Raw genomic sequence first — 12,176 nt, forward strand, 5'->3', positions numbered from 1 at the left:
ATGATCAAATATGTCGCGGCCTATCTGGGGGCCGGCCTGACCTTCGCCGCCATCGACTTCGTCTGGCTGACCACCATGACCGACCGGCTGTATCGGCCCGTGCTGGGGCCGATCATGGCCGACAGGCCAGACATGAAGGCGGCGGTGCTGTTCTATCTGATCTCCATCGCCGGGACGGTCTATCTGGCCGTCGCGCCCGCGCTGAAGGACGGCAACTGGACGCGGGCGGCGTTGAACGGGGCGGTGCTGGGGTTCGTGGCCTATGCGACCTATGATCTCACGAACCAGGCGACGCTGGCGGCGTGGCAGACGAGGCTGACGGTGATCGACCTGATGTGGGGCACGGTGCTGACCGCGACATCCGCGACCGGCGGCTATTTCGCCGCGCGCTGGGCCGAGGGCCGGTTCGGCTGAACCCAAGGCCGGGGTCGCACTTGCGGGGCTACGCGGTGCGTGTGTAACGTCGCGCCGGGGTTGAGTGTCGGGGGCGACAGGTGGGGCGAAACCGACGGCGAGGGCTGTCTGCGCGGAGCGTGGCCGACGCCGGTTGGCTGTATGTCGCCCACATCGCGCGGTACGCCGCGCCGCTGCTGATCTATCCGGTCCTGACGCGAAGGCTGGGGGTCGAGGGGTTCGGCGTCTATGCGGCAGGTCTGTCGCTGGCGCTGATCGTATCGGTGATCGTCGATTACGGTCTGTCGGTGTCCGGCCCGCGCGACATCGCGGCGGGCTGTGCGGACCGGGGCCGGATCATCGGTGAGGCGGTGGTTTTGCGGGCGGTGCTGATCCTGCCCGCGATCGGTGCGGGTCTGTGTCTGGCGAGCCTGACCCCGGCGCTGAGCGGGGCGGCGGGGGCGACGGCCATCGCCATCCTGCTGGGCGTCGGGCAGGGTGCCGGCCTGCTGTGGTATTTTCAGGGAGTCCGGGATCCGGCGCCGATGGCGATGCTGGAGGTCGGCTTCATGCTGGCGGCCGCCCTGTCGATCCTGGCGTCGCCGGGCCTGGGCGTGGCGGGGGCGCTGGCGATACAGGCGGCTGGCGTCTGGAGCGGGGCGGCGGTCGGCGCCGCGCGGGTCTGGCGACGCGAGCGTATCGCGTGGCCGTCACGGGCGTCCGTGGGCCGGGCGTTGCAAGACGGCGGACCGCTGTTCCTCAGTCGCGCGGTGATCGCGGCCTACACGGGAGCGGGGGTGTTCGCGGTCGCCGCCCTGGCCGGCCCGGCGCAGGCGGCGCTGTATGGGGTCGCGGATCGGCTGGTTTCGGCCGCCGGGTCGCTGATGCGGCCGCTGGCGGGGCTGATCGCGCCTCGGATCGCCGGCCTGCTGACCCATGATCCGGGCGCGGCCTTTCGCACCGCCCGCTGGACGCTGGCCAGCGCCTTTGCGGCGTCGACAGCTGTCTGCATCGGCCTGATCGCGGGGGCCCCGATCCTGGTGCGCGGCCTGTTCGGCGCGGCCTTCGTGGAGGCGGAGGCGAGCCTGCGGCTGCTGGCCGCGACCCTGCCGCTGGTGGCGGTCAGCCAGGTGATGGGCCTGCATCTGATGACCTCGCTCAGGATGGACGGCCGGTTCGCGGCGATGACGGCGGCGGGTTGCGCGGCGACCCTGGCGGCGGCGTGGTCTCTGGCTCCGGCGTTCGGCGCGACCGGCATGGCCTGGGCCAGGATCATGGGCGAGGCGGTGGTCGTCCTGATCTGCGTCGGGTGCCTGAAAGGCCATTGGGCCGCGCTGTTTCCCGCACGGAGCCGTCATGTCGCGTCGGTATGACTGGCTGGTCGTGGGGGCGGGCTTCACCGGGGCCGTCGTGGCCGAGCGACTGGCGCGCGGCCTGGATCAGCGTGTGCTGCTGATCGACCGGCGCGATCATGTCGGGGGCAACGCCCATGATCGCCGCGACGAAGGCGGGCGGCTGATCCACCCCTATGGCCCGCACGTCTTTCACACCAACAGCGCGCGGATTTTCAACTATCTGAGCCGCTTCACGGCCTGGCGACCCTATGAGCATCGGGTGCGGGGATGGATCGACGGGCGGCTGGTTCCGCTGCCTTTCAATCTGACCTCCCTGCGGCTGCTGTTCCCGGAGGCGACGGCGGCGCGATTGTCCGAGCGGCTGGTGCAGGCGTTCGGCCGCGACGCCCGGCCGACCATCCACGACCTGAGGGCGGCGGCCGATGATCCCGATCTGCGGCGCATCGCCGACTATGTGTTCGACAGGGTCTTCGCCCCGTATTCGGCCAGGCAGTGGGGCGTGCCGGTCGGGGCGCTGGACGCCTCGATCCTGGCCCGGGTGCCGGTGGTGGTGGGAGAGGACGACCGCTATTTCACCGACCGATATCAAGTAATGCCGCGCGACGGCTATTCGGCCCTGTTCGAACGGCTGCTGGATCACCCGAACATTCATGTGTCGCTGAACACGGCGATGGCGGGGGTCGAGCCGGCGACGTGGGACCGGATGGTCTATTGCGGGCCGCTGGACGACTATTTCGGGCGGTCGGCGGGCGCCTTGCCCTATCGCAGCGTTCGGTTCGCGCATAGGGCGGTGGATGTTCGCGAGGGCCTGCCGGTCGGGACGGTCAACCATCCGCAGGCGCCCGACTTCACCCGCGTCACCGATTTCCGCCATCTGACGGACGAGGCGGGCCCGACGACCGCCCTTGTCACCGAATATCCGACGGCCCATGCGCCCGGCGTGACCGAACCCCATTATCCGGTCCTGTGCGAGGCGTCGGGGCGGCTGGCGGACGACTATCGGGCGATGGCGCGGACGCTGGCGGGCAAGGTGTGGTTCGCGGGACGGCTGGCCGACTTCCGCTACTACAACATGGACCAGGCGGTGGGGCGGGCCCTGAGCCTGGTCGACAAGACGCTGGCGCCGGCCGTGGCGGGGATGGCGGCATGAGGTCGCCGGCTGTCTTCGCCGTGGTGGTGACATGGAACCGTCGCGCCCTGTTGGAACAGTGTCTGGCGCATCTGGCGGCCCAGACGCGGCCGTGCGACGGCCTGATCGTGGTGGACAACGCCAGCGACGACGGCACCGCCGAGATGCTGGCCGACGCCTGGGCAGGACGGGCGACGGTGGTGCGGATGGCGACCAACACCGGCGGGGCGGGCGGATTCAACGCCGGGGTGCGCGCCGCCATGCAGGGGGGCGCCGAGCGGCTGTGGCTGATGGACGACGACGTGATGGCCGCGCCCGACGCACTGGAGGCCCTGCTGGCGGCGGAAGCGTCGCTGGCCGGCGACGGCGCGTCGCCGGCCTTCCTGTGTTCCAGCGTCCGCTCGCCTGAGGGGCATCTGACCAACACGCCCGAGATCGACCGGCGGGAGAACGCCCTGGGCTATCCGGACTGGGGCGAGCGTCTGGATCGGGGGTTGATGCCAGTGCGGCAGGCGACCTTCGTGTCCCTGATGGTGGGGCGGGCGGCGGTCCTGCGGAACGGCCTGCCGCTGGCGCCGATGTTCATCTGGGGCGACGATACGGAATATACGCTGCGGCTGTCGCGCGACGGGCCAGGCCATCTGGTGGCCGCCAGCCGGGTGGTCCACGTCCGCGCCGCACCGGGGCGATTGAGCATCGAGACCGAGCCTGACGCCGAGCGCGAGCGGCTGCACCGCTATCTGACCCGCAACGTCATCCTGGCCAAACGAAGGCACGAAGGAGCGGGATCGGCGCTGCGCTATGCGGCGTCGCGGCTGAGGATGGCGGGCGGCCTGGCGGTGAGGGGGCGATGGCGGAAGGCTGGAGTTCTGGTCGCCGGAGTCCTGGACGGCGCGCGCTTCGATCCCGAGGTCGAGTTTTGCACGGGGTTGTAGCGGCCGGGCGGGCGCGCGGTCTGCGGTGGTCGCAGGTCAGGGCGGCCTATGGGCGGACGTGTCTGGTCCTGCTGGGCCTGGGAACGACGGCGCCCTTGTTTCTGACGCCAGGACCACTCAGCGGCCCGCGCCTGGGCGATCTGGCGCTCTTGACGGCGTTGCCGATGGCCGTGGTGGAGTTCAGGCGGATGACGCGGCCGCTGCGCGCGATAGGGTGGATCGCCGCCTTCGTTCTGACGGTCACGCTGCTGGTTCAACAGTCGGCGATCGGGGCGGGGTTCGATGCGGGGGACGCCGCCTTCTGGTTTCGCTGGATCGCCGCCAGTCTGGTCGCGCCGCCGGTGGCAGGGCTGCTGGTGCGGGATGCGACGTGCAGGCCGTTGTTCTTCGCGGCGGTCCTGGCGGGCGCGGCGGTTCATGTGGCGACGTCGGGGCTGTCGCTGCTGATCGGGCGCGAGGCGTTGCAGGCTGTCGGGCTGGCCTCGCCGCGCGCCATGGTCACGACCGTCGCGGCCCAGGTGCGGATCACCACCCTGGCCGAACATCCGAACGCCGCCATGGCCATGATCGGTCTGGCGGTTCCGGCGGGGATCGCCCTGGCGCGGGGGCGGTGGACGCGGGGCGTTGCGACTTGGGTGGGGGTCGGTCTGGCCTTGGCGGGGTTCGTGGGCACGCTGTCGCGGGCCGGTCTGGCGGCGGCGGGCGTCGCCTGGCTGGCCCGGATCGCGGTGGGCTGGCGATGGCGCGAGCGGTTCAACGTCCTGGGCGCGGTGCTGGCGCTGTGCGTCGTCGCCGCGGGCGTGCTGACGCTGCAAGGCGGCGCCGATCTGGACGACATGCGCTTCGCCGAGCGGTTCGACCGGTCGGCGCTGGCGGACAATCTGGCGGGCCGGGTCGAGACCTGGCGGCGCACGCTGGATCAGGTGGCGGTAGGACCCTGGGGTGCGGGCTGGACGACGGCCCGGGAAATGGGCGCCGATCGCGCGCTGTCGGTCAGTCATAACGGTTATCTGTTCATGGCGCGGACCGTAGGGATGGCGGCGGCGGTCGTGCTTTTCGCGCTGCATCTGGTTTCGGCGGCGCGGATGGACGTCTTCACCCCGCTGTCCGCCTATCTGCTGACGGCGATGTTCGCCGAGGACCTGACGCAGGGGGCGGGGTTCGTCTTTCTGTGTTGCCTGGTCGCGGCCCTGGCCTGGCGAGGGGCGACGCCGCCATGAGGGTGTTGATCGTCAACACCCTGTATCCGCCAGAGGACGTCGGCGGGGCCGAACGCAGCGTGGCGCAACTGGCCCAGGGTCTGGCGGCCGCGGGCGTCGAGACGTCGGTGCTGACGCTGTCGCCCAGCGATGTCGCGAAGCAGACCATCGGGGGCGTCGCCGTTCATCGGCGGCGGCTGAAGAACCTGTATTGGCCCTATGACGGCGAGCCCCGCGCGGCGGCGAAACGGGCGCTGTGGCATGGGCTGGAGGCGGCCAATCCGCTGATGGACGACGGGGTGGACCAGGTGGTGGCGCAGGTTCGGCCCGATCTGATCCATCTGCATCTGACGACCGGGTTTTCGCAGTCCGTTCACCGGGCGGCGGCGCGGCGGGGCCTGCCGCTGGTCCAGACGCTGCGGGACTGGTCGATGATGTGCGCGCGGGCGTCGCTGTTTCGACGGGGGCGGCGCTGCACGCGGCGGTGCGCGTCGTGCGTCGTCCTGACGGCCGGCAAGCGGGCGCGGTCGCAAGGGGTCGATCATGTGATCGGGCTGAGCGGCCCGGTTCTGGAGGCGCATCGGAGCGCCGGCTATTTTCGGCCTAGCGCCGGCTCGGTCATCGGCAATGCGGCGGCCCTGACGACGCCCAGCCGGCGGCCGGCCTGGTCGCAGGAGCCGAGATTGACCTTTGGCTTTCTGGGGCGGGTCGAGCCGGAAAAGGGGATCGAAACCCTGCTGCGCGCGACGACGCAGTTGAAGGGAGACTGGCGGCTGAGGATCGCGGGGCGCGGCGATCCGGCCTATGTGGCGCGGCTTCGGACCGGGTTTCCCGATCCGCGCATCGTCTGGCTGGGGCAGGTCGAAGCCGTCGATTTCTGGCCGATGGCGGATGTGCTGGTCGCGCCCGCGCTGTGGGCCGAACCGTTCGGGAGGGCGGCGGCGGAGGCGGTGCAGCAGGGGCGGGGCGTGATCGCTTCGCGTATCGGCGGCCTGCCCGAGGCGACGGACGGCGCCGGCGCGCTGGCGCTGATCGAAGCCGGCGATGTCGCGGCCCTGGCGCGAGCGATGCAGGGGGCGATGTCTGAGCCCGAACGCTGGCGGTTCGCCGCGTCGCGACCGCCGCGCTGGACCCAGGCGGCGGTGGTTCAGGCCCATCTGGAGCTCTATGACCAGGTGCTGTCCAGAAGGGCGGCGAGGATGGCCGCCGAACGGGACCAGCTGTAGAGGTCGGCGCGGCGTAGGCCCGTTTCGATACGCGCGGGGTTCGGGCCTTTCAACAGCGTCCCCATCCGATCGGCCAGGGCGGCGTCGTCGGTCGGGTCGAAATAGAGAGCGGCGTCGGCGCAGACCTCTCTCGTCGCCGGGATGTCGGAGGCGATCACGGGGCAGCCCTGAACCATGGCCTCCAGCGGCGGGATGCCGAAACCTTCGTACAGGCTGGGGAAGATCAGCCCCGCCGCGCCGCGCAGCAGGGCGGCGACCTCCGGGTCCGTGCGGCGACCGGCCAGAATTACGCGCGGGTCGTCGGGCGTCGGGGCGGCGCTGACCACGCCGGTCAGGCGGGCCCCGACGAACACCAGCCGCAGGTCTGGATCGGGAAGACGGATCAGGGCGCGGGCCGCGACGGCGAGGTTCTTGTTGGGCGTCAGATTGCCGACGGCGACGAAGTAGCGGCGTTCGAGCAGGTCCAGCGCCCGCAGGATGTGCGTGTCGGGCGGGATGTTCCGCAGATGATCGGCGCTGTTCGGCGCCACGGCTATGGCGTCGGGCGCCAGGTTCAGCACGGCCGCCAGTTCGCCCTGGGAGAACCGCGAGACCGTGGCCAGTCGCGCTCGTTTGGCCAGCCGTCGATCCAGAATCCGATGCGCCAGGGCGTAGCGGGGTCTGAACAGGTCGGGGCGACGAAAGACTGCGGCGTCGTGGATCACCACCAGCTGGCGCGAATGTCCAACCGGCCCGGCGCCGCACAGGGACAGCAGGCGATGGCTGTGCGTCGCATCCGCCAGGCGGACCTGCTCCCACAGATGGCCGCCGGGGCCGGACAGGCGGAATGTCTGAATCCGGTCCAGGGGCAGGGGATCGGCGCCGCTGGGGACCATCAGCCGATAGCGAAGGCCGGCGTGCGGCAGGCGGTCCAGGGCGCGGACGATCTCGCGAGCGTAGCGCTGCACGCCGCTGAGGGGCTGGGTCAGGAACCGCCCGTTTATCAGGATGGGTTCAGCCACCCAGTCGGCGCCGCTGGAAGGCTCGGCGATAGATGTCCGCCGTCTGCGCCGCCATCTGCGCGGCCGAGGGCAGGGTCGCCGCCGCGCATAGCCTGGGCGGGCGAGCCAGGGCGGCCAGCATCGCCTGGGCCAGATCTTCGGCGGGCGCATCCACGGGCAGGCGGTCGATCCGCGCGCCGGCCGCCATCAGCCGGCTGGTTCCGCCGACCTCGGTCGCGACGATGGGCAGGCCCAGGGCGGCGGCCTCGATCAGGGCGTAGGCGTCGGCCTCGTATCGGCTGGTCAGGGCGAACAGGTCGAATCCGGCCATCAGTCCGTTCGCGTCCGCCGCGCCCAGCAGGCGCACGGCCGCGCCGCCCGCGCTCGCCACGGCGGCCGCCAGATCGCCCTGCCCGATCATGACGCCCAGCAGGCGGGGATTGCACCGCTTGGCCAGCCGCACGGCCCTGGCGAAGCGCACTGGGTCCTTCTGGCGACACAGGCGGCCGACGAAGCCGACGATCTGGGCGTCATCCAGCGCGCCCATGGTTCCGCGGGCGGCGGCGCGGTCGGGCCGGGGAGGGGCGGCAAGACCATTTGGCACGACGTGCAGGCGGTCGTTCGGAAGGCCCCATTTGCGGGCCACGGCCGCTTCCTCGGTCGAGACGGCGACGACGGCGTCGGTCGATGCGTGGGCCAGGGCGCATTCCGCGGCGCCGGCCACGACCCTGGACAAGCCGGCGGCGCCCATCATCGGCAGGGCATGGGGGGTGTAGATCCTGGCGGCGCCGGGCGCCTGGGCCAAACGGACAACCGCCCCGGCCTTGGCGCTGTGGCCGTGCAGGATTTCGAACGGCCCCCGTCGGGCGATCAGTCGGTTCAGCGCCTTGAGGGCGGAAACGTCCCAAGGACCGACCGCGCGGCGCATGATCAGTCGATCGACGGCGGTGAAAGGCACGTCCGCGACCTCAGCCTCAAAACGCGGTTCCGCGCGCAGGGGCGAATAGGCCAGGGCGACCGAATGGCCGGCGTCGATCAGGGCGGCGCTCAGATCGATGACATGGCGTCCCGAGCCGCCGCTGGACGGCTCGATGACCTGAAGAATACGCACGCCAGCCGTCCCCCGACGATGGGTCAGTTTCGCAACTGAAGGCCATCGTCGGAAAACGTCAAGATTGTATTCCTAGTTGACCGTCGCCTTGATGATCTTGCCGGGGGCGCGCGGCGGCTCGCCCTTGGGCAGGGCGTCGACGTGTTCCATGCCCGATTCGACCTGGCCCCAGACGGTGTACTGGCGATCCAGGAAGGTGGCGTCGTCGAAGACGATGAAGAACTGCGAGTTGGCGCTGTTGGGGTCCGAGGTGCGGGCCATCGAGCAGACGCCGCGCACGTGCGGCTCGGCCGAGAACTCCTGCTTGAGGTTCGGCTTGGTGGAGCCCGAGGTGCCGGTGCCGGTGGGGTCGCCGCCCTGGGCCATGAAGCCCGGAATCACGCGGTGGAAGACCACGCCGTCGTAGAAGCCTTCCGAAGCCAGTTCAGTGATGCGGGCGACGTGGCCGGGGGCCAGGTCGGGGCGCAGCTTGATGACCACGTCGCGGGCTTCGCCGTCGCCGGTGTCCAGGGTGAAGGTCAGGGTGTCGGCCATTTCGGTCGTCCTCTTGGGGTTGATTTGAGGCGGGACATAGCCCGCAACGCCGGTCGGGGCTATGTGGGAACGATGAGCGACGACGAACAGCCCCAAGAGCGCCGACGGATGGTGCGTCCCCCCACGGGCGGGACCGCAGCCGGGCGCGGCATGGGCACGAAGATGAAGACGGCCGACACCAAGTCGATGTCCAGCCAGCAGTGGATCAAGCGCCAGCTGTCGGACAAATGGTCCGAGAAGGCGCGCGCCGAGGGCTGGCGGTCGCGCGCGGCCTTCAAGCTGATCGAGATCGACGATCGTTTCCGGCTGATCAAGCGGGGGTCGAAGGTCATCGACCTGGGCGCCGCGCCCGGCGGGTGGGTCCAGGTGGCGCTGGATCGCGGGGCCGGGGCGGTAGCGGGCGTGGATCTGCTGATGATCGAGCCGATCCCCGGCGCGACCCTGTTGCAGGCGGACTTCACCCATCCGGGCGTGGATCAGCAATTGATCGACGCCATCGGGGGGCGGCCGGACCTGGTGCTGTCGGACATGGCGCACAACACCGTGGGTCACCGTCAGACGGACCATTTGAAGATCATCGCCCTGATCGAGATCGCCGCCGATTTCGCTATCCGCACCCTGAGGCCGGGGGGAAACTTCGTGTCCAAGAACTTCCAGGGCGGAGACGCCGGCGGGGTTCTGGCGCGGCTGCGCGAGGAATTCGAGACGGTGAAGTACGTCAAGCCCGCATCCAGCCGCAAGGACAGCGCCGAGGTCTTCCTGGTGGCGCTGAATAAGCGCTGAGGCCTCAGGCGGCCGCCACCTGGGCGCGTCGGGCCTCGATCCGGGACCAGATACGATCGTGCAAGGTGAAGAAGCCCGTCTGCACCAGCGGTTCGATCATGCCAATGGCCAGGGCCGTGCGGATGTCGTGGGTCAGGGCGAAGGCGACGGTCACGGCCACGGTGAAATGCATGACGCCGTAGGTCAGCGTCTTCATCGCGATCTGCCGCAACGACCGGGGCAGGGCGTGGCTGTGGCCCGCGTGATCGTGGACCCGCGCCTGTTCGTCCGGCGACATGACGTCCAGACGCGCGGCGACGGCCTCGGTCGCCTCTTCCAGTCCCGAGGCTAGGCGACGCCGTTCGATGCGGTGCCAGACGCGGTCGTGGATGGAATAGGCCAGGGTCTGGAAGATCGGCTCGACAACCCCGACCGCCAGGGCGATGCGCCAGTCGCGCGTGATGACGAAGGCGGTCAGAATGGCCACCACCAGATGCATCAGCCCATAGCTGGCGATCTTCATCGCCAGTTTTCGCGCTGTGCTGAGGATCACGCCGACCATGCGATCAGAATGGTGAGCCGTCGTTACGGTTGCAAAGCAATAAAATCTATCCCGGTCATAAGCGCGGGCCTTGCCCCGCCCCCCCGCATCCCGTTATACGCGGCCCGCAAAACGGAGACTCCCCTATGGAGATACGCGAAGGACTGACCTTCGACGATGTTTTGCTGGAACCCGGCCCGTCCGAGTTCATGCCGGCGATGGTCGATGTCTCGACCCAGCTGACGCGCGACATCAGACTGAACATCCCCCTGCTGTCGTCCGCCATGGACACGGTGACGGAAAGCCGACTGGCCATCGCCATGGCCCAGTCCGGCGGCCTGGGCGTGCTGCACCGCAACATGACCATCGAGGAGCAGGCCGATCAGGTACGCGCCGTCAAACGCTATGAGAGCGGAATGGTGGTCAATCCGGTGACGGTCGGCCCCCGGACGACGCTGGGCGAGGTGCGCCAGATCGTCGAGGCCAAGAAGATCACCGGCTTCCCCGTCGTCGATCCGGCGACCGGAAAACTGGTCGGGATGCTGACCCACCGGGACATGCGGTTCGAGAGCGATCTGAACGTCACGGCCGCCTCGCTGATGACCACGGGCGACCTGATCACGGTGCGCGAGGGCGCCAGCCGTGAAGAGGCGCGCGAACTGCTGCGGACCCGCAAGATCGAGCGGGTCATCGTGGTGGACGAGGATTACCGCGCCGTCGGCCTGATCACCATGAAGGACATCGAGAAGGCCCAGGCCTTCCCGACCGCCGCCAAGGACGAGCAGGGCCGCCTGCTGGTCGGCGCCGCCTCGACCGTCGGCGACGCCGGTTACGAGCGGGCCATGGCGCTGGCGGAGGCGGGCGTGGACGTCGTGGTGATCGACACCGCCCACGGCCATTCCGCCTCGGTCGCCCAGGTGGTGGAGCGGATCAAGCGCGAGTCGAACCGTCTGCAGGTCATCGCCGGAAACGTGGCCACCTATGACGCGACGCGCGCCCTGATCGACGCCGGCGCCGATGCGGTGAAGGTGGGGATCGGTCCAGGCAGCATCTGCACCACCCGCATCGTGGCGGGTGTGGGCGTGCCGCAACTGACGGCGGTGATGGATGCGGCGCGCGCCGCCCGGGGCACGGGCGCTTCGGTCATCGCCGACGGCGGCATCAAATATTCGGGCGATCTGGCCAAGGCCATCGCGGCCGGCGCCAATGTGGCCATGATGGGTTCGATGTTCGCCGGCACGGACGAAAGCCCCGGCGAGGTCTTCCTGTACCAGGGCCGGTCCTACAAGTCGTACCGCGGTATGGGTTCGGTCGGGGCGATGGCGCGCGGCTCGGCCGACCGCTATTTCCAGAAGGAAGTCTCGTCCGAGAAGCTGGTGCCCGAGGGCATCGAGGGCCAGACCGCCTACAAGGGGCCGATCGCGCCGGTGCTGCACCAGCTGGTCGGCGGGCTTCGCGCCTCCATGGGCTATGTCGGCGCGGGCACGATCACCGACTTCCAGGAGCGCGCGCGCTTCGTGCGCATCACCGGCGCGGGCCTGCGGGAAAGCCATGTCCACGACGTGATGATCACGCGCGAGGCGCCGAACTACAGACAGGGTTGAGGCCATGACGACCGAACTGACCTATCTGGCCCTGACGCTGATCCTGGCGCTGGTGCAGGTCTTCCTGCCGGCGGGGGCGCGGACGGTCGAGTTCGGTTCGAAATGGAATGCAGGCGCTCGCGACACGACGCCGGCGGCGACGCGCCCGCTGACCGGCCGTCTGGAACGCGCGCAGGCCAATCTGTTCGAGACCCTGCCGCTGTTCATCGGCGCCGTGTTGATCGCCCATGTTATCGGTGCGGAAAGCCCCCTGACCCTGTGGGGGACGGCGCTCTATTTCTGGGCGCGCGTCGTCTATGTGCCGCTCTACGCCTTTGGCGTTCCCTATGTTCGGTCGCTGGTCTGGCTGGTCTCGCTTGCGGGACTGGTCATGGTGCTGGCGTCCCTGTTTTTCCTGAAAGCCTGAC

13 protein-coding genes are annotated in these 12,176 nt (G+C 69.8%); 9 read left to right on the top strand and 4 right to left on the bottom strand.

Going from position 1 to position 12,176, the window contains the following annotated elements; all coding sequences use genetic code 11:
• The 6 genes from KZX42_RS12315 (at position 1) to KZX42_RS12340 (ending at position 6,237) form a co-directional block, all read left to right on the top strand.
• A complete protein-coding gene (locus KZX42_RS12315) occupies positions 1-414 on the top strand; it encodes a DUF2177 family protein (protein ID WP_248119659.1) in 414 nt (137 codons plus the stop codon).
• A gap of 119 nt (positions 415-533) precedes the next feature.
• Positions 534-1,766, top strand: coding sequence for an oligosaccharide flippase family protein (locus KZX42_RS12320; RefSeq protein ID WP_248119660.1), 1,233 nt, complete (start codon positions 534-536; stop codon positions 1,764-1,766).
• The gene (gene glf / locus KZX42_RS12325) at positions 1,750-2,898 is read left to right on the top strand and encodes a UDP-galactopyranose mutase (RefSeq protein ID WP_248119661.1); all 1,149 of its coding nucleotides are present in this window, start codon (positions 1,750-1,752) and stop codon (positions 2,896-2,898) included. The genes KZX42_RS12320 and glf overlap by 17 nt, the downstream gene beginning before the upstream one ends.
• Positions 2,895-3,812 (top strand): glycosyltransferase, encoded by a 918-nt coding sequence (locus KZX42_RS12330; protein ID WP_248119662.1) that lies wholly within the window; start codon positions 2,895-2,897, stop codon positions 3,810-3,812. The genes glf and KZX42_RS12330 overlap by 4 nt, the downstream gene beginning before the upstream one ends.
• Positions 3,797-5,032 (top strand): O-antigen ligase family protein, encoded by a 1,236-nt coding sequence (locus KZX42_RS12335; protein ID WP_248119668.1) that lies wholly within the window; start codon positions 3,797-3,799, stop codon positions 5,030-5,032. The genes KZX42_RS12330 and KZX42_RS12335 overlap by 16 nt, the downstream gene beginning before the upstream one ends.
• Complete coding sequence (locus tag KZX42_RS12340) at positions 5,029-6,237, top strand: glycosyltransferase (protein ID WP_248119669.1); 1,209 nt, start codon at positions 5,029-5,031, stop codon at positions 6,235-6,237. Before KZX42_RS12335 ends, KZX42_RS12340 begins: the two co-directional genes overlap by 4 nt.
• On the opposite strand, the gene KZX42_RS12345 is transcribed toward KZX42_RS12340, so the two are convergent.
• From KZX42_RS12345 to KZX42_RS12355, 3 genes are all read right to left on the bottom strand, one after another.
• On the bottom strand, positions 6,177-7,238 hold the full coding sequence (locus tag KZX42_RS12345) for a glycosyltransferase family 1 protein (RefSeq protein ID WP_248119671.1): 1,062 nt from the start codon (positions 7,236-7,238) through the stop codon (positions 6,177-6,179). The genes KZX42_RS12340 and KZX42_RS12345 overlap by 61 nt on opposite strands.
• Positions 7,231-8,328: a glycosyltransferase gene (locus tag KZX42_RS12350; RefSeq protein WP_248119673.1), complete on the bottom strand. Its 1,098-nt coding sequence runs from the start codon at positions 8,326-8,328 to the stop codon at positions 7,231-7,233. The genes KZX42_RS12345 and KZX42_RS12350 overlap by 8 nt, the downstream gene beginning before the upstream one ends.
• Before the next feature lie 72 nt (positions 8,329-8,400).
• The gene (locus KZX42_RS12355) at positions 8,401-8,862 is read right to left on the bottom strand and encodes a peptidylprolyl isomerase (RefSeq protein ID WP_248119675.1); all 462 of its coding nucleotides are present in this window, start codon (positions 8,860-8,862) and stop codon (positions 8,401-8,403) included.
• Positions 8,863-8,934: 72 nt separating this feature from the next.
• Between KZX42_RS12355 and KZX42_RS12360 the strand changes: the two genes are divergently transcribed.
• Positions 8,935-9,645: an RlmE family RNA methyltransferase gene (locus tag KZX42_RS12360; RefSeq protein ID WP_248119677.1), complete on the top strand. Its 711-nt coding sequence runs from the start codon at positions 8,935-8,937 to the stop codon at positions 9,643-9,645.
• Between the two features lie 4 nt (positions 9,646-9,649).
• Here the strand turns inward: KZX42_RS12360 and KZX42_RS12365 are convergent, their stop codons facing one another.
• Positions 9,650-10,186: a DUF2061 domain-containing protein gene (locus tag KZX42_RS12365; protein WP_248119679.1), complete on the bottom strand. Its 537-nt coding sequence runs from the start codon at positions 10,184-10,186 to the stop codon at positions 9,650-9,652.
• A 125-nt stretch (positions 10,187-10,311) separates the two neighbouring features.
• Between KZX42_RS12365 and guaB the strand changes: the two genes are divergently transcribed.
• Both guaB and KZX42_RS12375 read left to right on the top strand, forming a co-directional pair.
• Positions 10,312-11,769 (top strand): IMP dehydrogenase, encoded by a 1,458-nt coding sequence (gene guaB / locus KZX42_RS12370; RefSeq protein WP_248119681.1) that lies wholly within the window; start codon positions 10,312-10,314, stop codon positions 11,767-11,769.
• Between the two features lie 4 nt (positions 11,770-11,773).
• Positions 11,774-12,175 carry an MAPEG family protein gene (locus tag KZX42_RS12375; protein WP_248119683.1) on the top strand — a complete coding sequence of 134 codons (402 nt, stop codon included), beginning with the start codon at positions 11,774-11,776 and terminating at the stop codon, positions 12,173-12,175.
• The last annotated feature ends 1 nt before the right edge of the window (position 12,176 follow it).

The organism is Brevundimonas sp. EYE_349, assembly GCF_023147505.1.
Classification (GTDB): Bacteria; Pseudomonadota; Alphaproteobacteria; order Caulobacterales; family Caulobacteraceae; genus Brevundimonas.

What these genes read in the sequence shown, in the direction of transcription:
- guaB (WP_248119681.1), top strand. Translation starts at nt 10,312, where the DNA reads ATGGAGATACGCGAAGGACTGACCTTCGACGATGTTTTGCTGGAACCC.
- glf (WP_248119661.1), top strand. Translation starts at nt 1,750, where the DNA reads ATGTCGCGTCGGTATGACTGGCTGGTCGTGGGGGCGGGCTTCACCGGG.
- KZX42_RS12365 (WP_248119679.1), bottom strand. Translation starts at nt 10,186, where the DNA reads ATGGTCGGCGTGATCCTCAGCACAGCGCGAAAACTGGCGATGAAGATC.
- KZX42_RS12315 (WP_248119659.1), top strand. Translation starts at nt 1, where the DNA reads ATGATCAAATATGTCGCGGCCTATCTGGGGGCCGGCCTGACCTTCGCC.
- KZX42_RS12340 (WP_248119669.1), top strand. Translation starts at nt 5,029, where the DNA reads ATGAGGGTGTTGATCGTCAACACCCTGTATCCGCCAGAGGACGTCGGC.
- KZX42_RS12375 (WP_248119683.1), top strand. Translation starts at nt 11,774, where the DNA reads ATGACGACCGAACTGACCTATCTGGCCCTGACGCTGATCCTGGCGCTG.
- KZX42_RS12355 (WP_248119675.1), bottom strand. Translation starts at nt 8,862, where the DNA reads ATGGCCGACACCCTGACCTTCACCCTGGACACCGGCGACGGCGAAGCC.
- KZX42_RS12330 (WP_248119662.1), top strand. Translation starts at nt 2,895, where the DNA reads ATGAGGTCGCCGGCTGTCTTCGCCGTGGTGGTGACATGGAACCGTCGC.
- KZX42_RS12360 (WP_248119677.1), top strand. Translation starts at nt 8,935, where the DNA reads ATGAGCGACGACGAACAGCCCCAAGAGCGCCGACGGATGGTGCGTCCC.